General features: G+C 56.9%; 26 protein-coding genes. 18 read left to right on the forward strand and 8 right to left on the reverse strand.

The window, feature by feature from the left end:
- Position 1: 1 nt before the first annotated feature.
- The 5 genes from J2J98_RS16140 to J2J98_RS16160 all read left to right on the forward strand — a co-directional run bounded on the left by J2J98_RS16140 (position 2) and on the right by J2J98_RS16160 (position 6,505).
- On the forward strand, positions 2-1,072 hold the full coding sequence (locus J2J98_RS16140; protein WP_207601583.1) for a glycosyltransferase family 2 protein: 1,071 nt from the start codon (positions 2-4) through the stop codon (positions 1,070-1,072).
- Positions 1,065-2,822: an ABC transporter ATP-binding protein gene (locus J2J98_RS16145; protein WP_207601584.1), complete on the forward strand. Its 1,758-nt coding sequence runs from the start codon at positions 1,065-1,067 to the stop codon at positions 2,820-2,822. Before J2J98_RS16140 ends, J2J98_RS16145 begins: the two co-directional genes overlap by 8 nt.
- Positions 2,823-2,827: 5 nt before the next feature.
- Complete coding sequence (locus J2J98_RS16150) at positions 2,828-3,937, forward strand: glycosyltransferase family 2 protein (protein WP_259664135.1); 1,110 nt, start codon at positions 2,828-2,830, stop codon at positions 3,935-3,937.
- Between the two features lie 1,218 nt (positions 3,938-5,155).
- Positions 5,156-5,362 carry a hypothetical protein gene (locus tag J2J98_RS16155; RefSeq protein ID WP_064705897.1) on the forward strand — a complete coding sequence of 69 codons (207 nt, stop codon included), beginning with the start codon at positions 5,156-5,158 and terminating at the stop codon, positions 5,360-5,362.
- 363 nt (positions 5,363-5,725) lie between these two features.
- The gene (locus J2J98_RS16160) at positions 5,726-6,505 is read left to right on the forward strand and encodes a DUF6030 family protein (protein WP_311043659.1); all 780 of its coding nucleotides are present in this window, start codon (positions 5,726-5,728) and stop codon (positions 6,503-6,505) included.
- A gap of 135 nt (positions 6,506-6,640) precedes the next feature.
- Here J2J98_RS16160 and J2J98_RS16165 read toward each other — a convergent pair whose 3' ends face one another.
- The 7 genes from J2J98_RS16165 to J2J98_RS16195 all read right to left on the reverse strand — a co-directional run bounded on the left by J2J98_RS16165 (position 6,641) and on the right by J2J98_RS16195 (position 12,288).
- On the reverse strand, positions 6,641-6,889 hold the full coding sequence (locus J2J98_RS16165) for a hypothetical protein (RefSeq protein ID WP_064705899.1): 249 nt from the start codon (positions 6,887-6,889) through the stop codon (positions 6,641-6,643).
- 102 nt (positions 6,890-6,991) lie between these two features.
- On the reverse strand, positions 6,992-7,699 hold the full coding sequence (locus J2J98_RS16170) for a TfuA-like protein (RefSeq protein ID WP_138392909.1): 708 nt from the start codon (positions 7,697-7,699) through the stop codon (positions 6,992-6,994).
- Positions 7,696-8,883, reverse strand: a complete 1,188-nt coding sequence (locus J2J98_RS16175; RefSeq protein WP_207603151.1) for a YcaO-like family protein — start codon at positions 8,881-8,883, stop codon at positions 7,696-7,698. Before J2J98_RS16175 ends, J2J98_RS16170 begins: the two co-directional genes overlap by 4 nt.
- A 42-nt stretch (positions 8,884-8,925) precedes the next feature.
- Positions 8,926-9,138 (reverse strand): hypothetical protein, encoded by a 213-nt coding sequence (locus J2J98_RS16180; protein WP_064705902.1) that lies wholly within the window; start codon positions 9,136-9,138, stop codon positions 8,926-8,928.
- Between the two features lie 20 nt (positions 9,139-9,158).
- A complete protein-coding gene (locus J2J98_RS16185; RefSeq protein ID WP_207601585.1) occupies positions 9,159-11,003 on the reverse strand; it encodes a peptide antibiotic resistance protein in 1,845 nt (614 codons plus the stop codon).
- 10 nt (positions 11,004-11,013) lie between these two features.
- Complete coding sequence (locus J2J98_RS16190; protein WP_064705904.1) at positions 11,014-11,439, reverse strand: helix-turn-helix domain-containing protein; 426 nt, start codon at positions 11,437-11,439, stop codon at positions 11,014-11,016.
- A 216-nt stretch (positions 11,440-11,655) separates the two neighbouring features.
- On the reverse strand, positions 11,656-12,288 hold the full coding sequence (locus J2J98_RS16195) for a class I SAM-dependent methyltransferase (protein ID WP_138392906.1): 633 nt from the start codon (positions 12,286-12,288) through the stop codon (positions 11,656-11,658).
- Positions 12,289-12,817: 529 nt separating this feature from the next.
- Between J2J98_RS16195 and J2J98_RS16200 the strand changes: the two genes are divergently transcribed.
- Positions 12,818-13,684, forward strand: a complete 867-nt coding sequence (locus J2J98_RS16200) for a DUF6030 family protein (RefSeq protein WP_207601586.1) — start codon at positions 12,818-12,820, stop codon at positions 13,682-13,684.
- Between the two features lie 30 nt (positions 13,685-13,714).
- On the opposite strand, the gene J2J98_RS16205 is transcribed toward J2J98_RS16200, so the two are convergent.
- A complete protein-coding gene (locus tag J2J98_RS16205; RefSeq protein ID WP_246569378.1) occupies positions 13,715-14,023 on the reverse strand; it encodes a hypothetical protein in 309 nt (102 codons plus the stop codon).
- A gap of 264 nt (positions 14,024-14,287) precedes the next feature.
- Between J2J98_RS16205 and J2J98_RS16210 the strand changes: the two genes are divergently transcribed.
- The 12 genes from J2J98_RS16210 to J2J98_RS16265 all read left to right on the forward strand — a co-directional run bounded on the left by J2J98_RS16210 (position 14,288) and on the right by J2J98_RS16265 (position 26,587).
- The gene (locus tag J2J98_RS16210) at positions 14,288-15,361 is read left to right on the forward strand and encodes an endo-1,4-beta-xylanase (protein WP_207601587.1); all 1,074 of its coding nucleotides are present in this window, start codon (positions 14,288-14,290) and stop codon (positions 15,359-15,361) included.
- Between the two features lie 31 nt (positions 15,362-15,392).
- A complete protein-coding gene (locus J2J98_RS16215; RefSeq protein ID WP_064705909.1) occupies positions 15,393-16,544 on the forward strand; it encodes a glycosyltransferase in 1,152 nt (383 codons plus the stop codon).
- The gene (locus tag J2J98_RS16220; protein ID WP_020922035.1) at positions 16,544-17,050 is read left to right on the forward strand and encodes an acyltransferase; all 507 of its coding nucleotides are present in this window, start codon (positions 16,544-16,546) and stop codon (positions 17,048-17,050) included. Before J2J98_RS16215 ends, J2J98_RS16220 begins: the two co-directional genes overlap by 1 nt.
- Entirely contained in the window at positions 17,047-17,949 is a 903-nt protein-coding gene (gene pssM, locus J2J98_RS16225) for an exopolysaccharide glucosyl ketal-pyruvate-transferase (protein WP_064705910.1), read from the forward strand. Before J2J98_RS16220 ends, pssM begins: the two co-directional genes overlap by 4 nt.
- A 147-nt stretch (positions 17,950-18,096) precedes the next feature.
- Positions 18,097-19,599 carry a lipopolysaccharide biosynthesis protein gene (locus J2J98_RS16230; protein WP_207601588.1) on the forward strand — a complete coding sequence of 501 codons (1,503 nt, stop codon included), beginning with the start codon at positions 18,097-18,099 and terminating at the stop codon, positions 19,597-19,599.
- Between the two features lie 30 nt (positions 19,600-19,629).
- Entirely contained in the window at positions 19,630-20,661 is a 1,032-nt protein-coding gene (locus J2J98_RS16235) for a polysaccharide pyruvyl transferase family protein (RefSeq protein ID WP_207601589.1), read from the forward strand.
- Between the two features lie 11 nt (positions 20,662-20,672).
- Positions 20,673-21,494, forward strand: coding sequence for a hypothetical protein (locus tag J2J98_RS16240; RefSeq protein ID WP_064705912.1), 822 nt, complete (start codon positions 20,673-20,675; stop codon positions 21,492-21,494).
- Positions 21,495-21,574: 80 nt separating this feature from the next.
- Positions 21,575-22,519 (forward strand): glycosyltransferase family 2 protein, encoded by a 945-nt coding sequence (locus J2J98_RS16245; RefSeq protein WP_207601590.1) that lies wholly within the window; start codon positions 21,575-21,577, stop codon positions 22,517-22,519.
- A gap of 172 nt (positions 22,520-22,691) precedes the next feature.
- Positions 22,692-23,660 carry a glycosyltransferase gene (locus J2J98_RS16250; RefSeq protein ID WP_138392901.1) on the forward strand — a complete coding sequence of 323 codons (969 nt, stop codon included), beginning with the start codon at positions 22,692-22,694 and terminating at the stop codon, positions 23,658-23,660.
- A 91-nt stretch (positions 23,661-23,751) separates the two neighbouring features.
- Positions 23,752-24,726 (forward strand): glycosyltransferase family 2 protein, encoded by a 975-nt coding sequence (locus tag J2J98_RS16255; RefSeq protein WP_207603152.1) that lies wholly within the window; start codon positions 23,752-23,754, stop codon positions 24,724-24,726.
- The gene (locus tag J2J98_RS16260; RefSeq protein WP_207601591.1) at positions 24,723-25,607 is read left to right on the forward strand and encodes a glycosyltransferase family 2 protein; all 885 of its coding nucleotides are present in this window, start codon (positions 24,723-24,725) and stop codon (positions 25,605-25,607) included. Before J2J98_RS16255 ends, J2J98_RS16260 begins: the two co-directional genes overlap by 4 nt.
- Positions 25,604-26,587 carry a glycosyltransferase family A protein gene (locus J2J98_RS16265; protein ID WP_207601592.1) on the forward strand — a complete coding sequence of 328 codons (984 nt, stop codon included), beginning with the start codon at positions 25,604-25,606 and terminating at the stop codon, positions 26,585-26,587. Before J2J98_RS16260 ends, J2J98_RS16265 begins: the two co-directional genes overlap by 4 nt.
- Positions 26,588-26,603 lie beyond the last annotated feature (16 nt).

A 26,603-nucleotide genomic window follows, 5' to 3' on the forward strand; every position in this document is an offset into this window, starting at 1 on the left:
CATGACCACCACAGCCATCCCGCTCATCACCGTCGTCATACCGGCTTATAATGCCGAGAAGACGCTTTTGGAGACGCTGACGAGCGTCTCGAACCAGTCCTATGACCGGCTCGAAATTCTCGTGGTAGACGATGGGTCCCGCGACGGCACTCTCGAGCTCGCGCATGACTATCGTCTACGGGACAATCGTGTCCGCGTTCTCACCCAGGTCAACGGCGGGGTGGCGCGTGCTCGCAACCATGGCATCAGAGAAGCGCGCGGAGTTTATATCGCCCCCGTCGATGCCGATGACGTGTGGCATCCCCACAAGCTCGAGCTCCAGCTCCAGGCGGTGCGGAAACTTCCCGAGGGTAAGGGTGTCGCCTATAATTGGTATGCAGCCATCGACGAAAACGGAATCATTTTCGGCCACTCGCGCCCGGTCCTCCATCAAGGCAACATCTTCGAACCTCTCTTGCGCGAAAACTTCATCGGCAATGGCAGCACACCCTTGATGCCGCGAGAGGAAATCATCCGCTGCGGCGGCTATGACGCAGGCCTTCGCGACAGTGGCGCCGAAGGCTGCGAGGACCTGAAACTTTATCTGGCGCTGGCAGAGACATTACCCTTCGCCCTGGCTCCCGATTTTCTCACGGGTTATCGCTTCACCAGGGGAAACATGTCGAGCAATGCCCTTCGGATGCTAAAATCTCACTCTCTGGTGATGGAACCGATCATCAAGCGTTATCCGCATCTGGCGCACGATATCCGGGCGGCAAAATTCAACACGGCGCGCTGGTATTTCAACAGAGCCTTTGCCGCGCGCGATTATAACCAGGTCAGGAAGCTGGCGCCGATGATGGCGAGGGAATACTCCCCGCAGCTGATCGCCCATGGGTTGCAACAGCGATTTCGCCAGGTGAAACGTCATGGCATCCGCGTTGCAAAGCGCCTTCTCGGAAAGCCCTCGGCTCCGAAAAATGTCTTTGCAGGGGCAGCCATTCCGCAACCTGGCACGCCATTCAGCGATCGTTTCGGGCCGATCGGGGAGTTGCTCAGCCCGAAGCGTTCGCGGATGACCGACAATGCATAGAATGCGACAATCCGCTTCCTCCCGGCCAACCAACGCGTACAACATGGTCATTGCGGCTCGCTTTCGTGAGCTTCGGCAACTCGTGCCGGCGCTGCGGCTCAAGATGACTGTCATGATCATCCTGGGAATTCTGACGGGATTCTCAGAGATGGTCGGAATTACCTTGCTCGTCAGCCTGGTTTTTCTCCTCGGCCAACAAGCTTCCACTTCCGGCGTCGGCGCATCCCTGCCGGCGTTTTTCGGCGGAGTCGATCTCAGTCTGTCGAAACCGGTACTGATCGGCATCTTAATCGGCTCCATTCTCCTCAGAATCTCCTTGGGATTTGTAAATTCCCTGATTGACAGCGCCGTTAACCATCAGATCAGCGACTCCATGCGGGATCGTCTCTATGCCAAAGTCTTGACCATCCCCTTCCAGCGCTTTCAGAGTTATGAGCGCAGCGACCTGATTAACGTCATCGCCACTGAATCCTATGCAGTATCGTCAGCCCACGCCAGCCTTGTGCGTCTGGGAGTGAATTTCGGCACCATCGTGATCTTCGGCGTGGGCATGCTTGTCATGGCGTGGCCAATTGCCGTACTGGCGCTCGCCTTCGGTTGCATTCACAATTTCGCTTTGGGGTTCTTCGCCGGTGCCTATCGCCGTCTAGGCGCTTCAGCGCTCGCCGCGGTGGAATCATTGACGCAGTTGAGCTGGACAACGCTGCAGACCTTAAAAGCCGTCAAAAGCTTCGGCCTCGAAAAGCGCCACCAAAAGTTGTTCGAAGAGCTCTCGAGGGACGTGGGCCACACCTGGCGCAGGTCCGACTGGATGGGTGCGACGACCTCACTGGTGAGCGAAGTCCTCACTTTTGCGGTCATCCTGACAATCATCCTGTCTTCGCAATTCCTTCCAGTCGATTTCAAGGCAGCGCTCTCTGCAACGATCCTCCTTTACAGGCTTCAACCCCATATCAAGGGATTCGACTCCCAGATCCTGCGTCTTTACGAGATGGAAGCGTCCCTGCACAACGTGCTGGCGCTGCTTTCCGAGAAGGATGACGCCAAACAGGCCTTGCAGGGGGAGCCGGTCAAAAGGCTCTCGGAAGCCATCGTCTTCCACGATGTTTCGTTCACCTATGAGCATGCGACCGCACCGGCTGTTCACAACCTCAACTTTTCGATCAAAGCAGGTGAAACGACGGCCCTGACAGGACCGAGCGGCTCCGGCAAAACGACCATTCTGAACATGATCCTCGATCTCATTCAGCCGACGCGAGGCCTGATCACGATCGACGGTCGAAATCTGGCAACCCTTGATCGATCCAGCTGGCTGCAACTGCTATCGGTATCGGGCCAGGATGTTGAGCTGATGGAGGGCACGGTTTACGACAACATCCGCTTCCGTCGCGATATCTCCGAGCAGGACGTCCGTTGGGCCGCCGATGTCGCCTGCGCCACGGAATTCATCGAGAATCTGCCGGAAGGCTTCGACGAATGGCTGGGCGACGAGGCGGTGCGGCTTTCGGGTGGACAACGGCAGCGGATCGGCCTGGCGCGCGCACTCGCCGGCAGACCCCAAATCCTGCTGTTGGACGAAGCGACGAGCGCGCTTGACGAAAATACCGAGATGCGGGTGTTTTCGGCGATCCAGGAAGATGCTGACAGAACACTGATCGTCGTCAGCCATCGCCCCGCTGTCGCGAAGCTGATGAAGAACCAGATAGATCTTCGCCCGCCAATGCTCGCATCCACATCCAAGCTTGGGTGACGGCGATGGAGATGTCACCCATATCGGGGATTCTCGTGGCAGTCGTAATCCCCGCTTATAATGCCGAAGACTACGTCGCCCAGACGCTTCAATCCGTCATCGATCAAACACACACGGCGCTGGAGATCATTGTCGTCGATGACGGCTCGACGGACGAGACGGCGTCCATCTGTCGGCGCTTTGCAGCAGAGGATTCAAGGATCCAACTTCTGTCGACGGAAAACCGTGGCGTCGCCGCAGCCCGCAATGCCGGGATCGAAGCATCGAAAGCAGGCTATATCGCCTTCCTGGATGCGGACGACCTGTGGCATCCCACTTATATCGAGAGAATGCTGTCAGCACTTCATCCCCTGCCCGACACCTGGGGTGCGGTCTATGCTCTTCACCGTCTCATCGATTCCGAGGGATATTGCACGAAGTCGGGCTCGTCGCTCAGCGCCCGGGAATCCATTCTCATTCGTCACCTCGTCTTCCGCTTCGTCGGCAATGGCAGCGGCTTCATGGTGCGCCGCGCGGTCATAGACAAGATCGGCGGCTACGATTCGAGCTATGCCAAGCGGGGCATCGGAGGATGCGAAGACTTTGATTTCGAGCTCCGCACCGCCGAGCATTTCAAGATCGAGGCGGTGCCACTCGGCCTGGTGGGTTATCGCGTTCATTCTGCAGCCATGTCTGCCGACAGATCCCGAATGGCACGATCGCTTCTGGCGGTGACTGAGCAATGTGCCGCCCGCAATCCGGGACTTCCCGCTTTCGTTGTCAGCTGCGCCCGCGCCTCGGCTCACCTCTATGCGTTCTCGAAATTTGCAGCTTTGAGAGATTGGCGCAGCGCCGCAGCCTCACTTAAACACATCTACCATCATAGCCCGCTGCTTGCAGCAGGGGTCGTCATCAAACTGATCGTTTCGAAAGCTATCAGAGCCGCAAACAAGGCGTTGTTCAAAGTCTGGCCGATCAAGCAATCCAAGCAACAATATTTCAAGAAATTCGAGGATTTGGATCCCCTTATCCCTCTGGTCGGCGGGTGGTCCCGTTTCCGAACGAGGTCCCTGTTCAGGCGTTTGTCGGAGATCGACCGGTGCGGCGGAAAGTCCGCTGCGATCGCGAGGAGATAGAGCATCTCCGCAATTGAGGAAAACGAAGAGGCCTTCAAAGCTCGGCATTTCCACTCAACTGGCAATCACCCCATAATTTTGAAGTAAAATTCAGTAGACTCGCCGATGTCGATAGGAGTTTGACAATAAAGTGTGGGAAATCGTAATTGCCCCAATAATAATCTGTGACATAATCAACTTTAAAAGCAATTATAGCCTCGCACTGTGCAAGCAATCTAATCCGAGGGCCCGTCACCACCCCGACGGGTCCTCGACCTTGCGAGGCGACAGGCTGGCGCAGATAGATCCTGCATCGGATGGTAATACTGGTCTGTGTAGATGGGCTGAGAAAATCTGTGATGTCGACAGGAAAGGACAGTCGCTCCTTCTCTTACTGCGCTAACATCTCGCTCGACACCGGACTAACGCCGCTTTTGCTTCAGGAGAAAACTGGCTGATTTCAAAGAGGCGTCACGCAGACGATATTATTTTCAGTTATAGATCAGCATGTCGTCTTTTTAATCTAAACACCACCACATCCGCCGATCATTATTAGGCAAGGCTTATTCGCCTTTTAGTTGATATTGAAACACAACCTGCATGTGAAACCTTCATTTTTACCTTTTGATGAAACCATACTTATACCTCACCTGTCGTGGAGTTATTGGATTTTTCCCTGAAAATATCGGGAATAAACTCATTTCGAGAACAAAACTTCTGCCGTTCATTCCTGCTTTGCTTTCTCGCAAACGCGTTGATCAACCGCTCTATAGAAGAGGCCGCCACGACGATGATCCACCGGTCTCCGGGAACCGCGTCGGTACCGAAGACTGGCAAGGCAATTCAGCATCAAAGAATATCGGGTGTGGAGGCGAGTTTGGACTTTAATATGCCGACAAATCAAAGGGTTGAACTGTTCGCCAGGCCGCCGACCAGACCGATGTAAGGTCAGCCTTGGATCGGTCAATACAAGCTCGTCAGATGGCGGAGACCCTCCAGGCGAAGATCCTCTAGGCGAAGACCACCCTCAGCGTAAGAGACGCTCACCATTCCCGACATAGAACAATCAGTCCTCCTGCACAAAAGAGCTGGCCTCATTCACCAAGCCTGAATGCCCTCACGATCCAACCTGTGTCGAAATGGTCGCACCCCGCCATCGAATTAACCTTTCATAAAGCATTTGCTTGCTCAACTTATAATTTGTGTCATGGTCACTGCAAGTAGTGAGGAGCCGACCTGATGAGTGATATGGCATCGCAGATTCCGGAATTTGGTTATGATGAACGCGTGATGATCTGCCGGAAACAGATTGAGAAGGCGGTTTATCAGTTCATTGCAAACACGAAGGTCGAGGGGTGCGATCCAGCGGAAGTCGCAATGGCCATCGCGGACATTGCCGACGACTACATATTACTGCTGGCCCAGAAGCGCGATTTGACCCATTGAGATCAGGATCGGCCACCCGGCCGATCATTAGACAACCGCTGAAACCAAACAGCCGCCGTCTCCTTGCCCGGAGACAACGTCAACGAAACTCCTTACCATTCTTGACGCTTGTTACGCTCGACATCAAAATCACTCGAAGGTGAGTCGACTGTACGCTTTCACATCGCTGCTCGCTCCCGAATGACTCACCGCACGGGCTGATTGGCCACGCGCCGACCGACACCCGTGGTCGCGAGCTTGCGAGGTAACGCCGTGGGCAAAGTGCCACCAACAGTCGGTCCTCCTCGCGATAGCCGACCTCGGTATCGGAAGTTCGCGAGCAACCACGGCTGGCTGCTTTGGCCAGCGCTTTTGATACCCATTTTGCTTCTTGCAAGTATCGTTGCTTATTACCGTGAAATCCGCCCCGTCGATCCTGCCGGACTCCTTGAACACCAGAGCCTTAACAAGACTGCCCAATCACCACGCACAGCCCTCGATACGGCGGCTCCTTCTCCTCTCCCGCCGATAACTGTATCGCGGCATCTGACCGAGGTCCCCAAGCTGGAGCTGGCAAGTCAGTTTCTGCGGAGGTGGCTGGTCTCGGGGCCAAATATTTGCGGCGGTCTTCGAGAGGCCGGCATCGAGATGAGCGAATGGAAAGCCGCATCGATGCGCAATCGCAATTACGAATGTTATTTTCAGCGCATCTACGAACGGGACGAGGTACGACCGATCAGTTCGACCTTCGTTAAGGTTCGTGGAAATGAAATTGGTGAAATTCTTGAGATCCGCGCCAAGATCATTGGACCGAAGACAGATGCACAGGGACATCTCGCCCCGGCCGTCCTGCGCATTTTCGAGATCATTGTGAAGCGGGCGTGCTGGCCCGATTTTAGGGACGCGCTTACGTCGATCCAAAACCTTAGCGATGTTGAATACGAACGATTCGGCGCTTATCTTACCTTCACCCGCGACGCCGGCAGCGAAAATAGCTTTAATTTTGCTCTTGGCATTAAGTCGACCTCAGCATCGCAGATGAGGACCAAGGCCTATTTTTCGACAGACCGATGGCTAGTCACGAGAACTCCCCGCAGTGTTCCTGCAAATTTCGGTCTCATGGACCGCTTGGTCACGTCCGCATCAGCCAATTGCGCTCAATGACGCGTAAGCACCAGTCACGATCCGAGATCGAGCTTGAACTGCCACTGCAATAGCCAGTTCCAGCGACTCTCGCCGAGCAGGTGAACGGAGCGCTTTAATGAGCGGCTACAAACATCTCACCCCCGAAAGCTCACATCAGTGACTTCTTATGCTCACCAGCGGAACCGGAGAGCTCAATTCAGCCAAGTCTCTGGTCAGCCCCTCCCCGACTTCCTGCTTCACGGCCTCAAGAGCAAGATCAAGGCAATTCGTGGCGAATTGCAGTTTGACATCCTGAGCAACCTGTCGCGCGTAGGCGATCATCCTCGCCAGTGCGACCAGTTCGTCCAGACCGTCCTCCGCCCCGAGATCCCCATTTACTTTAGCAGCCGATGTCACGCCCATGCCCATTTCTCCAACGAATTGAAGGAATGATACGCGGGCTGACGTGGTCGAGCCCGTGAAAAAAGCGTGACACAACTCCCGGTGACTGTCGTCGTTCTCCCTTCACAATGCAGGCCGTGTGGAGAATGAGGTTTCGTGGAGTTTCCAGGACAAATCGGCATCCACGCGAATGTCAGCTGCTGACTGCACTGCTTTCAGCAATTCAAGGGCATCGATGCGTTTTTGATCGACGGAATGCGAGACAAGGGTGGCGAGGAGGTGAGGGCGATCCGGCTCGGCTATGCCAGCGCATTGCTCGACGATTGCCCGCCACGTCCGTCTTTTGAAGAAAATCGCGCTTGCGGCATCTTCGATGACCTGGCGCAACCCACCGGGGAGCAACTCATTCCTTTCCATGGCATCGAGCGTGGCGCTGACATTGACGAGTGGTATCGTCAGCGGCTTGCCGCCCAGAGCGCTCGGCGCGTGCACCAGCGCCACGGCGGCATCGTCGACCAACCGGCCCGTACGGTAGTCTTCAAAAATGCGGCCGATCCCGATCATCCCGAACGAATGACATTCCGCAGCACGTAACGCGCCCATACTTGCGGCTCCGAGAACCGTCACACCAAGCGAAAGAGCACGGAGGATTTCCTTATGCCAAACCGGGGCGGCGTATTCGAAGCCGCCATCGATCAGGCCGATGACATTGGCACCTTGATCCACTGTTGCCAGAACATCGCCCTGCGTGGCTGGCGGCAGGACGCGTATCGACCCGCCGGCAAGTGAGGCCGCTTCGGGAAGACTGGGACCTGCGAAAATGATCTTCAAAAGCCTATCGCCCTGGCGAGCGCCCTTGTTCCAAACGGGCGAGCACGCTGCCCTTCCGGATTTTCGAGCTCCGGGATGACGACCTTGACGACGCCAAAGGGAAGCGTTTCGTCGCTGAGGCGAACGACGACCACCGAACCGATCGCTCTGTTTCGCAAGGCGTCCAGCACATGCTGCAGCAAATGCGCTAGATCCTGATTTTCCGGCGTTCCACCAGTGACAGGACCGGCGACCGGCGAGACGGGAACTGCGTCGAATGCCCGCCGCATCAGCGGCGGCAAGGACCTTGAGAACGTGACGGGAGAAATATCGTCCCTGGCTCCGCTGATATAAGTGAGCCGCGATTGCACGGCTTCCGTTACCGCCCGGATGGCCGCGCGCACGGGAGACGGATGGGCTCCCGTACCGCCGGTCACCTCGACAAGGCGGATATCCCTGGCGCACTGGCGATCCCGCTGGCCTGGAACGGCATCCCGTGGCCCCAGAATGGCAGTGAAACAGGGAATGGCGATGTCGCTGGTAATATCGAAGAGCCTGAGCGCCAATCCTGACCTTTCGATCTTGTCGATCAACCCGGTCAGTGCATCGTCCTGGAAACCGCGAGGGTCGACGCAGCCGGCATAACGATCCGGTTCCCCGCCAACCTGCCACAGCACATGCGCGTCCCGCTCGATCCGCTCGAGCACGCCATGGAAAACCGCCTCCTCGACACTGTTTCCTGATGCCAGGCCGTCCGATGACATCCAGTATCGCGCATCGTAAGTGCGGTCGAGCAACACCGCTTCAAAAGGGATATAAATCGTCTCTCCGGTTAGGATATTGATGCCGGCCACCCATTCCGTCTCCTCGTCCGGGCCGAGATCGGGTTTATGCATCGCAATCAGGCAGTCCAGCGTATCAATCCTGTGCCCCATCGTCTGCAGACCCAATGAGGTACTCAGGACGAGATCGACGAAAGGTTCGCCGGCAACTGCCCGTTCCAGGGCCTCCATGACGGTGGACACTTTGGCGTCGACATCGGTCAGACCCTTTCCCTGAGCAATCACGATTGATCGCGAATTCGGAGTATAGGCGCACCAGACCGGAATTCCGACGTCATCAAGCCCGGTGTGTCTCGCAACTCTTGTTATGCCGAACCGTGCCAAGAAAGGCTCGACGCGGGAAAGAGTTTCCCGCGGCGATATAATCCTGTCGGAATATATGGATCGGTCCGTCAGAATGCCCGCTCAGCCGTCGACGTGACCGGAAAGAGCGACCTGCGCCGACGAAACGGCGACGGCCATATCGGCGCCCTTCACGAATATGCCGCCGGCTTTGCGCAGGCCGCTCGCGGTCGCCAATTCTCCAGTGGGATTGAGCGGTCTGACCGTGCCGGCGTCGAGATCGGCGAGCCAAAGACCTGCCTCGCCAGGTATTCCTATAATGACAGCCTTCGCCATGTGATGCCCCTCAGCTATTGTTAAAATCCGGCCTTCAACAGGCCCTCCCTATATAGGTCTTTTTGCCATTGCTCCTTGAAGGGAACGATGGCGAGCCACTTCTCGACGTCGAACACCGGGTTGATGCTCTCGACGCGCTGCCGATGGAAGAGTGCCCGTTTTCGATCGCCGGCCATTGCGCAACTGGCCGCGGCGATACGATGGGCCGGCGCCTTGTCTTTCATCGCGTCGACATAAGCGATGGCCTCTTCATACTGTTCCAGGAAGAAACTTGCTCCCGCCGCACACCAAAGATAGGCGTCAGGTGCGATCGGATTGAGCGAAATTGCCTTCCTGATCTTGGCGAGCGCGTCGCCTGGGCGGGATGCATGAACGAGTGTATCGGCATGGCTGTAGATGACATCGGCAAAATGCGGGCTGAGTTCTTCCGCCAGATGAAGGGCTGCGACGCTGGCATCCACATCACCGAGATAAAGTTTGGTGACGCCGAGCTCACGATGACCCGCCGCCGATCCCGGATCTCGCTCGATGGCGCGAAGCGCATGCTGCTCCGCCAGATGCAGCAGTTCATCGTTTCCCTGCGCCGTTACGAGCCATTCGCTGGTGAAAGTTCTTGCCAGGCCGGTAAATGACGGCGAGAAATCCGTCTTATGCGACAGCGACTGCTTGAACGCCTTCCTTGCCCGCCGGATATGCGGCAGTGTCAGCTTGCTCATCAGGCTCGAGCCGACGAGATAGGCGTGATAGGCCTCGGGGTTGGCTTCGAAACGTAACCGTTCCTCCTCGTTTTCAGCCAGCTCACGCGCCACCGACGCGGTCAGCTGCTGGGCGATAATCCGTCTTTGACGCGGCAATATATCGGGGGTCATCCTGAAACGATTGGCCCAGATGATCTCGTCCGTGGGGAAATAGATCAACTGAGCGAACAATCCCTCTTCGGAAAATCGGGTATCCAGAAGATAGGCGATCGAGTGCCGCGCGACCACGGCCGCTTTTTCGGAGTCGCGGCGGATCTGTCCAGCCGTATGCGGGGCGACGATGGAGATATGCCGGAGCGCACAGAGTTCGATTGTGACGTCTTCGATCAGGGCGTTGGCAAGCGCAAGTCCGGCATCGGCGTGCTTCGCTGTAGGAGGAAGCAACACCAGACGAGGGAGGATCCTCAGTGTCGGCGATATGCGTTCGATGTCGGTTGATTGGCTGCCGGGCTCGGGACGCTTCACCTCCGCCCTTGGACGGCCGCCGTCATCTGGCAATCTCTCGCCCAACGACGAGCCACCGGATAGCCGATGCAGCAATGCCCTGATCTGCTCATCATTCGGATCCCGTTCGAGGATTTGCAGGGCAGCGCTGGAAATGATACGCGCCGCGCCTGGCTTTTGCTCATCCGGCAACGCCTCCAGCAATGTTTGACGCAGTTGCAGCGCATGGACGTCCCGCTGCGCCCTGATCCAAGCATCTACCGGCTTTGTCGCCGGCTTGATATTTCCGATGAAACCACGCTGGGTCAACTCGGCGATCGCCTGCAGCCGGTCCAGCGGCGTACCGCCGGCCCGAAAGACATCCAGATCGCTGGAAACCACTTGCTTGTTGAGGCAAACCGTGGTGGCGGTGAAATCAAAAGCTGTTTCAACGCGCCCGCCGTCCATCTCACGGATGCGGGACAGCATTTTGCGCAAATTGAGCCGCGCCAACTCCGGCTCGACGTCGCTCCACAGAAATTGAGCTAGTTCATAGCGGCTGAGTTCATTGCTCGCACCCGCGTAGATATGGGCCATCATCAACAGCCCTTTGATCGGATAGCGAACGAGCTCGCCATCCGCCTCGGTCAACCGCAGATCGCTAAATGTCTGCAGATGAAGCACGATCCGTTCCTCAGTTGTGTACGACCGGATCCTGCAGGTCGCTATCGACGTCAGGCAATCCCGCCACCGCGAGACTTTTGGCCAATGCCACCAGCTTCTGGCGGATGTTCGGATCTTCGATCGCGATGAACGCCTTGTTGAGGGCCAAGCCCTCCTTGGAGGACAAAAACTTGTTCAATTCGCTCGTCTCACCCTCGACCGGACCGGAACCGCCGTTCTCGAAGAAGAAGCCGACCGGCACGCGAAGGATCTCGGATATGCGCTGGAGCCGGCTGGCGCCGATCCGGTTCGTTCCTTTTTCGTATTTTTGAATCTGCTGGAAGGTAATGCCGAGAAGTTCGGCCAAACCATGCTGGGTCATCCCGAGCGTCTTTCGTCGAACTCTCACACGGTTGCCAACATAGACATCGATGGAATTCGGCGATTTGGCCTTCATCTGATTAAGTCTCCCGCTTCATCAATATGCCCCGCTGTATAATGGAGAGTTTAAGCAATAATGCAACTAAAAGTAAATATTTCGTAACGGTTTTTTTCAGCGCCGCATGCAGTAGAAACAACCTGTGGATTACTGCGGCGCATGACGCGATGTCGTGCCGTCTGCATCCTCGCTGCCGGAAGACTGTCGCGCAATCGACCAGCCGCCTACACTTGGCTAAAGCGGCTTGTCGGCGACGGCGATCATTGATTTGGCAAAGGCAGGAATTCTTCCGACATATTCGAAGCGGACATTATCGAAGCCGGTTTCAACCAACAGTGTGCGCAGCGTGTTTTTCGACCAGAACTTGATATGGCCGTGATCCTTCAATGGCATGAAGTGATCATCCATTTTTCCCGTCACAGCAAGCGCAAGGTTCTTCAGATAGCCGTGATAGGGCGTCGACATGACCGCGATCCCGCCTGGTTTGACGAGATCAAACATCGTCGAGGTGAAGGTCTTGGGATCGTAGACATGCTCGACAACCTCCAGGCTGATAACCGCGTTGAAGCTGCCATATTCGCGCGACAGGTCGTCATAGGCCGAGCCGACGCTCAGCGCCAGTCCAGGATACCGGATATTGGCCTTGCCGATCCCATCGCTGGAGGGATCGACGCCGACGACATCATATCCTGCTTTCGCCAGAGCAGCGGCGGCTCCCCCGGTGCCGCACCCCAGATCGAAGACGTCGTTTTCTACAGAACCATCGAAATGATCCCCCAGCACATCAAAAACCTTGGGCAAAATATAAGAGTGTGCAGTTGTCGCCTTGGCGTGAACGTAGGTGGTTGCGTCTAGCTCGATGGACATGTCCTCTCCTTTCTGCAGTTTCAGCGCAACCTATCGATCATTACGTCGAAAATTTGATACAACCCGCGAAATCCGCCTGATGGACAAATATATCGGCAAAATAATGTATGGTTTCAGCGCCAATATTCTAACCAATCGCGCGAAATAAAAGCAAATATCCGAAGTTTTTACGATTTTTGGTGCGGATTATATTTTCAGCTCGACCAATAGCTGAAATATTAATGTCAATTCAACAATGATTTCAAACTGACCAGTTTTAAATACAATTCGGACGATACCGATTGATGCGGTCACAGAAGCAGCAAGATCAGCGGCTAACCCCTCGCCGCAATTGCCGAACGCTGTATCGGAGTTCTCGGCGCCAATGCTGTGAAGCATTTCGACGGCGGAACCGACAGCTTGCTTTTATGAGGAAGCGGACGACAGGGCGCTCGGTTGCAGACACGAGGCCAAAGATATTTAACGGATCATGTATACTGCTGGATCTGGACAGACATCGAAACCTTCTCGCGTGCCGGAGAAGACAAGCTTGCCCAATAATTCGTCGCCCGCATATGCGAAACAGCCGGCAGGAAAACCGCGGATTCCTGTGATCTTCTGGTTGCTGCTGACGATTTCCGTCTCCTTGGTTATCGGAACGGTGCTCCTCTCCAACGATATGAGACACTTGAGGGCGGTCGGCCATTATTTCGGCTTCGATCTTTTTCCGCCTGAGGTTAAGCCGCAACCGCCCAAAGCCCTTCCCCGCTCGGCGCCGGCGACTTACAAGCTGCCGCCGCACACCATTGAAGCGCCCGTGGCACAGACCGCTTCGGCCTTTCTGCGCACATGGCGCATATCCGGACCTGCAATGTGCGCGGCACTGCGCCAGGCAGGCATTCAGACCAGCAAATGGGCAGCGGCCAGCTTCGACGCCGACACCTTCGAGTGTTTTTACGAGCATAGCGGCAAGCGCGAGAAGGATCAGCTCGCAAATTCCATCTTCGTCATCGTTCGCGGCGATGCCGCCGGCGCGATCAGCAACATGCGCGTAAAGATCGTCAATCCCGAAAGGGATCAGAATGGCCAGCTCGACCCAGCCATCCTGCGCATTTTCGAAACCATGCTGCGTCAGCCGCAATGGCTCGATTTTCATGAGACTCTGAATGCGATAAAAGACCTAAAGGATATCAAGGAGGACGGCTTCGGAGCCAGCATCAGCTTCACCCACGAAGTGCTCAATCCCGAGCGTTACAATTTTACCCTCTCGCTGGATGCAACGTCAGGCCCTGAGAAAAGGACGAGGAACTATTTTTCCGGCAGAACATGGCTCCCCGCGCCGGAGCACTCGGTTGCGGCCAACCGCACGCAACCGAAACTTCTCCGTCAAGAGCCGCCGGCAGAAAATCGCAACTAGTCTAAGCTCCCCGCCCGCATTGGCCGCGCTTCAGGCTATGCGACTTTCATCACCGTTATGCCTGGACAGGATCCTGTAAAGCTCCGTCAAGCTGTCTGCAGCTGGCCGTTCAGCCCCGTCGCCGCCGGCCAGGCGCCAGAGACGCTCTACGTTGAGGTCCTGAGTGGCCTGCGCAAGTTCATCGCTGAGCGAGCGAACGACGCCTGTCGATCGACGCAACCGCGACGAGGTTCTGACGAGCGCGACGAACAGGATGAGAATGATGCCGATAATGCTGAGAGCAAGTGCTGCGAACTGCCGATCATCAAGCCGGGAGACGCCGTTTTGGACAGTCGCCATAAAAAAACGGCATTTTGAAATGCCATATAAAAACAGCTCATCAGATAGTTAAACCAATCTTCCATAAAGAGCTTCCTCCGCAGCGGTTTGTATCTTGGAACATGCAGAAAGGTCCAGAAATCACTGTCGTTATCCACTTCGCGGTAAATATATCTGAAGTTGTATCGCTGTTTTGATTTCGATTCCGCGCTGGGTCGTCGTACGCGCGGTTAGCCCTTCAATTCCGTTGCAGACGTGAAACGCCAGCTAACGGCGAGAGAAAGAATGAATAGAAGACGTTTCCTCGCCTCCGTCCCGCTCGCCCTGTTATATGCGCGTGCGGGTCAGACTTTGGCGCAAGTGCCGCCATCTGCCGGACTGCGCGCCCTTGCCGACGGAAAGTCGTTTCGATTCGGTTCGGCGATCGATGCGGAGGATGTCAACAATCCGATCGCGTCGCAGCTATACATCGACAACGTCAATTCGATAACGCCGCGAAACGAGCTCAAGTGGAATGCAACGGAGAAAAGACCCGGCGTCTTTTCCTTCGGCCCAGCCGATCGCCTCGTTGCGTTTGCACGCAAAAACAACATGAGGGTTTATGGACACACGCTCGTCTGGTATCGCACGCCCGATTGGGTGTCCGCTATCACCGACGCTGAGACCATTCGCGTGGCGATGAACCGTCATATAAAACAGGTTGTCACTCGCTATAAGAGGTCGATCGATGCTTGGGATGTGGTGAATGAGCCGTTGGAATATGATGCGCCGGATCTGCGGAATTGCGTTTTCCGACGCCATCTTGGCGACGACTACATCCGAATGAGCTTCGACATGGCACACGAAGCCGATCCCGACGCAATGCTGGTTCTCAATGAGACGCATCTGGAGAAAAAATCCGACGTGTTCGAACAGAAGCGTGCGCGCATCCTGAAGATTGTCGAGGATCTCGTCGTCAGAAAGACGCCGATCGGCGCCGTCGGGCTGCAATCGCATTTCCGCCCCGGTCTCGACCGGATCGATCCGGAGAGGATGGGCCGCTTCTGTGCAACGTTGAAGGATATGGGTGTCGGCGTTTTCATCACAGAACTCGATGCGTCCTGCCACTTCCTCAACCGCGACCAGAGCTTCACGCCGGTCCCTTATGCCGAGATATTCGGTGACGTGATCACAGTCGCTGCCGAACGTGGTGACTTGAAAGGCGCCACGGTTTGGGGCATGTCGGAGAAATATGGCGAGCTTGACGAGAAGGACACCCATCCCGGCGCGGCATGCACGAAGCGCGTTAATCTTTACGACGAAAACAACGATCCGAGAAGTTCGATTGACGGCATCAAGCGGGCAATAGAGGCAATGTGATCGCCAAGACAGCGGAGACGCGAATAGATTCATGAGAAAAGCCGTTATTTATGTGGAAAAATTTTTGCCTGCCAGCCAGGCATTTGTTCTCAACCAGGCGGTGGCATTTCGTTCCTTCGAAGCTGAAATCCTTGCTGGTTCGCGAATCTCTTCCGCCCACACAAAAAAATCGACTGTCCCGGTTCATGACATTCGTCGGTCTCCTGTTGCGCGCGCCGGTGAACTGCTTCTGAAAATTCCGCAGATCGGCCTGCCTTTCCTCTTTCCCGCGATCGGCAAAGCCGATCTCGTCCATGCGCATTTCGGCAAGAACGGCTATGTCATCGGCCCCTTGGCGCAGGCCGCCGGCAAGCCGCTCGTCACGACGTTTCACGGCTTCGACGCTACCTATCGGGGCGATCCGAAAAAGCCGGGCGGCTTCAATCAGGTGCGCTTTTTCGCCAAGGGCCGGAGCGAGATGGCAGGCTGGAACAGCTGGAACATCGCGGTTTCGGATTTCATCCGAGACCGGCTGCTGGCGCTCGGCTTCCGAGCCGACCGCGTCTTTCGCCATCACATCGGCATCGATCTCGATCTCTTCAAAATGGAGCCGCGTCCACGAAAAAAGGGGCTGGTGGTTTCCATTGCCCGTTTCGTCGACTATAAGGGCCATCGCTTCATGATCGATGCGCTTTCACGCGTGGCCGCCGCCGGCACCCCGGTTGAATTCGTCATGGTCGGACAGGGACCGTTGAAGGATGAAATCGAAGCCTTGGCGCGTCGTTCCTTGCCAAGCGTCACGATCCATGAAAATCTGTCGCAGACAGAGATAAGGGATCTGCTCGCCAGTGCGGAGCTCTATCTTCATGGCAGCGTGACCCTCGACAATGGTCACGCGGAAGCCTTCGGTCTCGCCAATCTGGAGGCCGAAGCCGTCGGCACTCCGGTCGTCGCATTCCGCTCGGGAGGCGTGGGCGAAGCGATCGAAGAGGGGAAAACTGGTTATCTCGTGGAGGAGCGGGATGTCGCGGGTATGGCGGAAGCGGTCGGAAGACTGCTCAACGACCGGGGCCTGTGGACAGCCTTCAGCGCGCGGGCACCGCTTCTGGTGGCCGAACGCTTCGACATACGTCGTCAAACGGGGATGCTAGAGGACTATTACAGTTCCGTACTAGACCAATTTTCCAGCCGGGGTCGGACTTGATGGTGCAGACAGGAAAGAAGCCGAAGTGGGGACTGAACGTATTTCGGCCGCTGCGGAACGGGATCGTTAAGGCCAAGTGGCTCTATTATACGAAATTCTGGGGCATGGACATCGATCCCACGGCAAGCTTTTCGCTGAGCGTGCGCTTCGACAAGACCAACCCGAAGGGATTGCATATCGGCGCCGAAACCTACGTCGCCTTTGAAGCCGCCATCCTGACCCACGACCTCACACGCGGGCTCTACCTTCACACGAGGATCGGCAAACGCTGCTTCATCGGTGCCCGCAGCATCATCCTGCCCGGCGTAGAGATCGGTGACGAATGTGTCATCGGCTCCGGCTCGGTAGTGACCAAGAGCGTGCCGCCGCGCTCGCTCGTGGCCGGCAACCCGGCAAAGATAATCCGCAGCGACATCAAGATCATTTCGCGTTACGGACGCATGGCCCGCGAGGACGAAACGGTCACGCAGCTCGTGACGCACTTGCCGACTGGAGAAGCACGATGAAGATGTTTGCCTATCGTGGGAAACACGAGAATTTTGGCGACGAGCTGAACCATTGGCTCTGGGAACGTCTTCTGCCCGGCTTCTTCGACGACGATGAGAGCCAGCTGTTTCTCGGTATCGGCTCGATCCTCTACGATAATTTCGATCCAAACATGCAGAAGATCGTTTTCGGTTCGGGCTATGGCGGCTACACCAATCCGCCGAAAGTCGACGGCAATTGGACCTTCTATTTCGTGCGCGGAAAGAAGACCGCCGAAATCCTCGGCATTGACTCGAGTTACGCCATCGGCGATTCGGGCATCCTCACGCGCAGCTGCTGGGACGCAAAGACCGTTGAGAAGCGTTATCCCGTCTCCTTCATGCCGCATTATGAAAGCGCCATGTATGGCAGCTGGGACAAGGTCTGCGATCTCGCCGGCATCCACTATATCGACCCGCGCTGGTCGGTGGAAAAAGTTCTGACCGAGATCAGCGCGTCGCATAAGATCGTCTCCGAGGCAATGCATGGCTGCATCATCTCCGATGCGCTGCGCGTTCCGTGGCGAGCGATCCGGCCGATTGCGCCGGGCAATCGCGCCAAGTGGTATGATTGGGCGAGTGCGCTCGACCTAGAGATCGATTTCGATCCGATCGGACCGTCCAACCTCGTCGAGGCCGGCGCATCTTTGGTGCGTAAGAACACATATCTGTTGAAGAACATCACGTTCCGCCACCGTCGCATCCGGCAGCTGACCGGCAACTATGTCTTCGGCTCGACGATCAAAACGCTGCAGCGCGTGGCTGAGAAGCCGGGACAGCTCAGCTCCGACGAGGCTATCGTAAGAGCGCACGAGAAAATGCTGGTCGAGCTGGATCGACTGAAGCAGGATTTTTCCAAGAAGACGGCCAGCGCCCTTTGATGTCGCAGACCCCGTGACGAGGCAATAAGGCATGATGCTTTCTAATTCCGCCAACGCTCTCCGCTCCCGCAAGGGCAGGAAGCACTCCGGATGGGCCTGCAGCCCGCTCAGATGGGCAAGAGCCCAGACCGCGGGAGCCGTTCGCCCATGAGCAGTGTTACCGACCGCCTCATTCGGGGCAGTATGTGGCTGAGTCTCTCCCGCGCCATCGTCAACGGGCTCTCCGCACTCAGCACCTTCGTGCTCGCCTGGTATCTGGTGCCGGCCGATTTCGGTCTCGTCGCCATTGCAACGACGATCCAGGTGATCCTGAGTTCGGTCACCGAACTCTCGCTCAATCAGGCCCTTATCCGTCACGAGTCGCCCAGCGAAACGCACTTCAGCGCGGTCTGGACCTTAAGCGTGACGAGAAGCGCGATATTGGCGCTGCTGTTTGCCGCCGCGTCCTTTCCGATAGCCGAATTCTATAACGAGCCTCGGCTGACGAGCGTCATGCTCGCCTTGAGTTTCAGTCTGCTCCTGAGCGGGCTCGCCAATCCCCGTCGTGTCATGCTCCAGCGCGATCTGATCTTCTGGCAGGAGTTCGTTCTCAACGTATCGCAAAAGCTGGTAGGATTTGTCGTCACCGTCGGAATTGCGGCCATCTACCATAGCTATTGGGCGCTCGTGATCGGCACCCTCGCCTATCAGGTGACCAATATCATCGTTTCCTACACCGTTCTGCCGTTCTGGCCGCGCGTCACCTTTCGGCATGCACGGGAACTGTTTTCGTTCTCGGTGTGGCTGACGGCCGGACAGATCGTCAACACGCTGAACTGGCGTATCGAATATCTGCTGATCGGCAAGATGCTGGGCGCCACACAGCTCGGCCATTATACGGTGGGCAACACCCTCTCGACGCTGCCGACGCGCGAAGCGACGGCGCCGTTGAACCAGACGATCTACCCGGGCTTCTCCAAGGTCCGCAACGATCCGGTCCGGCTGATCGCCGCTTATCAGCGTGCGCAGGCGCTTTTGGCAGCCGTGGCGCTTCCGGCGGGCATCGGCATGGCCGTAGTGGCCGAGCCAATGATGCGGCTTGCCCTGGGAGAGAAGTGGGTCCCCGCCATCTTCATCGTCCAGGCGCTCGCATCGGTCTTTGCCCTTCAGACCCTCGGCTCGCTCGTCCAGCCGCTCGGCATGGCGAAGGGTCATACGAAGATGTTGTTCATCCGCGACACGCAGATGCTGGTGGTCCGCATTCCCATCATCATCGCCGGCCTCGTGATGGGGGGGCTTCCGGGCGTCGTCTATGCGCGTGTGTTAACCGGCCTGATTTCCACCGTGGTCAACATGCTTCTCGTCAAGCGCTTGATCAACCTGCCGTTCCTCCAGCAGCTTGCGGCCAACTTCCGCGCGCTTACCAGCGTCGCCTTGATGGCCGCCGGCGTCTGGGGATTGTCGCATATTCTCAGCATGCCTACCGACAAGCTGCACTTGGCCCTTCATTTGGCCGTTCTGGTCATCGCCGGCGGTATCATCTATGCCGGATCGAGCTTCGTTCTTTGGGTTGCGATGAAGAAGCCTGACGGCCCGGAAACCGAAGTTTACCGCATCATTGTCAAGTTCCTGTCAAAAGCAAAACGTATTGCCGTACCCAAGTCGGCCTGAAGCTAAACGAACATCAACAAGAGAGGCAGAATGACCAGCCAATCCAGATCGGAGCTGATCGCAAAACTCAATGGCATGATCCATGATTGCCTGAAGGACTATGTCTCGCGCGATGAACCGCTTGCGATTCTCGATTTCCCCGACATACGCAATTGCGGCGACTCGGCGATCTGGCTGGGTGAGATGGCCTATCTCAGGGATCGCTTCGGCAAGCGCCCGGACTATGTTTCCAGGCTCCACGATTTTTCCGCCGACGAACTGAAACGGCGGGTGCCCACCGGCCCGATCTTCATTCACGGCGGCGGCAATTTCGGTGATATCTGGGTGGCCCACCAGGACTTCCGCGAGATGGTCATGGAACGTTTCCCGGATCGGCAGATCATCCAGTTCCCGCAGTCGATCCACTACAGTTCGCCCGAGCGCATCGAGCAGTCCAAGAAGGCCATCGGGCGCCACAAGAATTTCGTACTGCTCGTGCGCGATGAAGAATCGAAGGAGTTTTCCGAAAAGCACTTCGACTGCACCGTGCGGCTGTGCCCTGATATGGCCTTCGCCATCCGCGCGCTACCGGACAGGGCGACGCAGATTCCGGTCCTCGCCATGTTGCGGGAGGATGCGGAACGGGTCGGTGGCACCGATCGCAAGATCCCTTCGGATATTCCTGTGGAAGACTGGATCACTGAATCTAAACGGAAAGTGGACATCGCCAAAAAATTGGGCGTCGCCTCTGCTTATCTCGCATTGAAGCCGAGCGAGGTTGCCTTGCGCAGGCTGGACGCTGCGGCCCATAACCGCTTCGAGCGTGGCATCAGCCAGATTTCGCGCGCCCGCGCGATCGTGACCGATCGCCTGCACGTCCATATCTGCTCGCTGCTGCTTGGCCGTCCGCATGCGGTGCTGGACAACAGCTATGGAAAGATCCGCCGCTTCATGAATGCCTTCTCCGGCGGCACCGACCTTTCCTACAAGGCGACTTCGCTCGACGACGGGATCGAGTGGGCGCGTCAGCAGGCTGCCACTGGGCGCGTCGCTGAGAAAGACGCTGTGGGCCTGCGGGCTTGAGGGGGAATTCGATGCCACTTGTCACCTTCATCATCCCGGTCCGACATCAGGACAACGCGCGCGATTGGAGCAAGCTGAAGGCAAATCTCAGCCAGACCGTGGCCTCCATCGCCAACCAGACCAATGGAGATTGGCGCGGCATCATCGTGGCCAACGAAGGCGCCGATCTGCCCGATCTGCCGGAGAAATTCTCCGCCGTGCGCGTGACCTTTCCGCCGAACGACATGCACGAGCTTGGCAAAGGCAGCAAGGAAGACTTCCTCGACGCGTTCCGCGCCGACAAGGGTCGGCGCGTCCTGAGCGGCATGCTGGCCGCGGCCGACAGCCGCTTCTTCATGATTGTCGACGATGATGATTTCGTCAGTTCCCGTATCGTCCAGCATGCTTCCGAAAATCAGAACGCGAACGGCTGGACGATCGACCATGGTTACATCTGGGACGATGGCGGTAATTTCCTGCTTGGTCATGATGACTTCAGCCATCTCTGCGGGACATCGCTGATCATTCGCGCCGATCTTTATGAATTGCCGCAGCGGTTCGAGGACGCATCGCTCGACTGGATCAAGTCGATGCTCGGCAGCCATGTCCGCATTGCGGACATTCTTGCCCAGCGCGGAGCACCGCTGGCCAAACTCCCCTTTCGGGGCGCGGTCTACCGGGTCGCCCATGGCGGATCGCATAGCCGGGCGCCGAGTCTGATGCGGCAGTATTTTCTCAATCGCGGCGTGCTTCTGAAGCCGCGACGCTTGTTGCGCAATTTTCGCAAGCTGAGGGTTCTCGGCCAGGGTTATCGGCGCGAATTCTTCGGCGGGGCGCGGTCGAATCCTGCATAAGACACTCCAATGCGCATTAGCGAAGGCAACTAAATTATGAGGCTTTTCTCGTTCGATTTCACCAAAAGGGTTGGTTGAAGATGGCGAATCTTCTCGTCAGCGTGCTCTTTTCATCTTACAACGGCGCCAGCCGTCGGCTGCGCCATACTTTGGACTCCCTGGTACGCCAGGAGCTTCCCCATGATCAGTGGGAACTGATTGCTGTCGACAACAACAGCAATGACGACACGTTTGATCTTTTGAAATCCTACAGCGACAAGCTTCCCATCACCATCCTGCAGCAGCACAAGCCGGGAAAGTCCGGCGCGCTGAATATGGCCCTGGATCTCGTGAAGGGGGATCTCATCGTCTTGACGGATGACGATGTTCGCGCCGAACCGAACTGGCTGAAAGCGATCGTCGACTGCGCCGCAGCCCATCCGAGTTATGGCGTCTTCGGCGGCAGAATCGTCCCTGAATGGGAGAAAGAGCCAAAAGATCAGTTCATCCAGTGGATTCCGATGGGATCCACCTTTGCGATCGTCGATGAAACCCAAAGCGGACCGTGTGATCCGACAAAGGTCTGGGGGCCGAACACCATCGTCAGACGCGAACTGCTCGGAACAAGCGTGCGTTACCGCGAAGATATCGGGCCTCTTCCCGGGAAGATTTTTGCCATGGGTGAAGATGCGGAAATCATCATTCGCCTGGCGGCCAATGGCGCCAAATCCTATCGATGCGCCGAGGCCGTGGTCCATCACTGGATTCCGGCGTCGAGCGTAACGGAAGATTGGGTACAGAAAAGAGGCGAGCGGCTTGGCTACGGCATGCCGGCGCTCTTTCCCGACGAGGTGCCCGGGGGGGTGAGGTTAAGCGGGGTTCCGCTTCCGACCTGGATCGAAAGCGCGCAATGGGCTTTCCGAGCAGCAGTGCTTTATCTCCTGCCGCAATCGAAGAAGCGCTTCTGGGCAATCTGGAAATATTATTACATGCGCGGCTATCGCGCCGGAATTCGTCGATACGTGCCTGAGACGATGGCACAGTGATCGATTGCTCAGGAGGCAGTAGTCTGAAACTCTCGGTGCTCATCAGTAATTTTGTGGCAGTATTTGCATCCATGCATCGACAGCGTTCTGTCGCAGGCCCAAGTCATCGGTAACGCGTGAGCTGAGTCCGTACTGGGAGGCGATCAGACCGAAACGGGAGCCGGAGCAGTAAATGAGCAAAGTCAAGGTTACAATACTTTTCTCGACTTATAACGGAGAGAAGACTCTGCCAACGATGCTTGACGCACTCTGCGCCTCCACCCTGCCGAAAGAAGTATGGAAAATCGTTGCGGTCGACAACAACAGCAGCGACAACACTGCAGCAGTCCTGAATTCCTATAAGGAGCGGCTTCCGCTGGAAGTTTACTTTGAGCCAAAACAAGGCAAGCAGCATGCATTGACTTTGGGCTTCCGCCATCTGGAGGGCGAACTCGTCATATTAACCGATGACGACGTCATTCCCGCGCCGGATTGGATCGAGCAGTTTCTTGCCTTGGCAGATGAGCAGCCACAATTCGCCATATTCGGCGGCCTGATCACGCCCGAATGGGAGGAAAAGCCTGCACCGTGGTTGATGCAGTATGGGCATCTGGGAATTCTTTATGCGCTGAACGACGATCTTCCCGAGGGCCCGATTTCGGCCGCGTTGATATCAGGGCCAAATTCGGCCTTCCGCCGCTCGATTTTAGGGCCCGGCTATATCGTACACGACGGTCTCGGTCCGGATGCCACTGTCGCCCAGTTCCCGATGGGTGAGGATACCGCTTTCGCTCTGAGGTTGGAGAAGAATGGCGCCAGGGCTTTTCATTCGCGGCATCCCCGGGTTCGGCACATTGTAAGGCAGGGCTACCTGGATGAAGGCTGGGTTTTGCGGCGCGGCGAGCGCTATGGCATGGGTCTGGTGATCGTTCGACCGGACCTCTTCGAGAGCAAAACGAAAATCGCCGGTCTGCCAGTCGGAAGCGCCCTCAGATGGCTTCTGATGGCGCCGGCCAGCGTCGCCGTCAAGCGTTTCCCCTTAAGCGGCGTTCGCTTCAGATTGCTGTGGGCGCAGTCGGTGAGACAGGGCATCCTGCGCCAATTTCTCAAGCAGCGATCAGCGACGAATAAAACGATCTATTCTCAGGTTAGTACCAAATGATGATTGTATTAAACCGCGGCATCGGCTGGAAGTGCTCGAGCTACGGCGGCGGGGCACAGGATTTTCGCACTTCAGGAGGTGAGCGGATTTGATGACGGATCCAAGAATTAGTGTCATCTTTTCGTCCTTCAACGGCGCTAGTAGACGGCTTCAACAGATGCTGGATTCGATGCTGGACCAAAACCTTCCGGCTGAACAATGGGAACTGATTGCCGTCAACAACAACAGTGAAGACGAAACAGAGCAGCTTCTCGATCAGTATGCCAAGAAGCTTCCGATGATTGTTGTCAATCATGCCCGTCCAGGCAAATCAGGAGCTATGAACGCCGCCCTGGCAATCGCTCGAGGAGCGCTGATCGTTTTTACGGACGACGATATCGAGGCGGATGTGAACTGGTTGAGTTCGATTGCCGCATGTGCAGAGGCGAACCCGGATTATGGCGTTATCGGCGGCCGCATTCTCCCGAATTGGGAGCATTACCCCCATGGAGATCCGCTGCTGGACTGGATTCCCATGGGATCAACCTTCGCTATAGCCGACGAGGAATCCAGTGGCCCATGCGACCCGACAAAAATTTGGGGTCCGAACACGAGCGTGCGTCGTGAACTGCTTGGCGGCAATGTACGATTCCGTGAAGACATCGGTCCGCTTCCAGGAGGTCTTTTCGCAATGGGAGAGGATACCGAAATCGTCAGCCGCCTATCCCGAAGCGGCGTGAAAACATATCGGTGCGCCGAGGCGATTGTTCATCATTGGATTCCAGCCTCCAGCGTGACGGAGGCCTGGGTACAGAAACGCGGGGAACGTCTGGGCTATGGAATGCCGGCGCTCTTTGCCGAGGATATTCCCAAAGGCGTAAGGATCGGGGGCGTGCCCGTGAGAACCTGGATAGAAAGCGCCAACTGGGCGGCTCGGGCAGCTCTTCTTTATCCTTTGCCGCGATCAAAGAAGCGTTTCTGGGCCATCTGGAAGTATTACTACATGCGTGGCTACCGCGCCGGACTTCGCCGATACGCACCGGCAGGAAATCATTCTGGTCGACTGGTGCAGGAGGTCGTGCGGTGAAATTATCGGTGCTCATCAACAATTTCAATTACGGCCAATATTTGCGCCCATGCATCGACAGCGTCCTGTCGCAGGCCTATGCCGATTTCGAAGTGATCGTCGTCGACGACGGCTCCACCGACGATTCCCGAGAGATCCTTGCCGCCTATGGCGAGCGGATCCTGCCCGTATTTAAGGAAAATGGCGGCCAAGCATCAAGCTTCAATGCAGGTTTTGCGGCCGCAAGCGGCGATATTCTATTTCTCCTCGATGCCGATGATGCGTTTCTGCCGGGCAAACTCGCGCGCGTCGCCGAGATCTACGACCGCAACGAGATCGACTGGTGCTTTGACCGCGTGACGACCCATGAAGGCGACCAGCCTCCAGCTCAGTTGCAGGTGACGCTGTTCGACAAGCGGGACACGTTGCGCAAGGGCGGCTTCCCCTCGCTTCCGGTGCCAACCTCCGGCTTGAGCTTCCGCCGCGAACTGCTGTCCCAGATCCTGCCGATGTCCGTCGCGAAAGACGTCGTCCTCAGCGACAATTACATCAAGTTCGCGGCCGCCTATCTCGGTCGCGGCGCCATCGTCGAAACGCCGCTGACCTTTCAGCGCATTCATGCCTCCAACCGCTATACGGGCACGAGCAGGGCAAAAACCCTTCGCCCGAGGATCATGATCGCGACAGGATTGGAACTGGCACGCCGCTATGATGGGCTGCATGCGCTCGGCAAGAGCCTTGTGGCGGGCGGCATTGCCGAAACGACATCGCTCTTGAAGCTGAGGAGCGAGGCTCGCAACACGGTGACGGGCGGTCCGTTTGGTGATGATGCCATTAACGAAGTGGCCTTGATGGCCGCGCGCAAGCGTTTGGGAAATATGCTGCGGAGAGGACAGTCATGAACCAGCAAGACACCTTTCCACCTTCATCGGTCAGATCTGATCGGCAAGGCGCCTCACCGTTGAACATCGCCGTCGGCGTGCTGACCTATCGGCGGCTGGACGGGATCGCCAAGCTGCTCGACGTGATGACACGCCAGACCAGGGATCCGGCCCGTCCCTACCATCTGACGATGGTGATCGTCGATAATGATGCCGCCGGCAGCGCAAGAGCCACCGTCGAGGACTTTGGCCAGACGGGCGCCTATGATCTGATCTATGTCGTCGAGCCGAACCAGGGCATACCCTTTGCACGCAATCGCGCGCTCGATTCAGCCCCTGCCGGCACCGACCTCTTCTGCTTTCTCGATGATGACGAATGGCCCGTCGATGGCTGGCTCGATGCGATGCTGGAGACGCGGGAGAAAAACCGCGCCGATTGCGTCTACGGGCCGGTCCAGCCGGTCTATCCCGAAAACCCGCCGGAATATTTCATCAAGGCAAGGGTTTTCGAGCGCAAGAAGAACAAGGATGGTCAGCGCATTTCCTATGCGGCTTCGAACAACGTCATGTTCGATTATCCCCTCATCCGCTCGTGGAATCTGCGCTTCGAAGAGAAGATGCGCTTCACCGGGGGCACTGACTATCTCTTCTTCAACCAGGCGATTCGCCGTGGCATGCAGGTTTTCTGGGCTGACAAGGCGCTCGTCTATGATATCGTTCCCGCCAGCCGAATGACTTGGAAGTGGGTGTTGCAGCGGCAATACCGGCTCGGCAATACTTTCGCCGTCAGCGAGGTCCTGCACGGCAACCTCAAGCGCCGGCTCTATCGTGCGGCCTATGGCGCCACGAGAGTGATGCTTGGGCTGGCCATGCTGCCGGCGATCGTGATTTCACCCTATTGGGGCATGCGAGCACTCACCCATGTCCTGCGTGGCGCAGGCATGGTCAACGGGATCCTCGGACATGCATACCAGGAATACAAACCCAATGCCGCCCTCTGATATCATTTGCAGGAGC

The sequence above is a fragment of the Rhizobium bangladeshense genome (assembly GCF_017357245.1).
Taxonomy (GTDB): Bacteria; Pseudomonadota; Alphaproteobacteria; order Rhizobiales; family Rhizobiaceae; genus Rhizobium; species Rhizobium bangladeshense.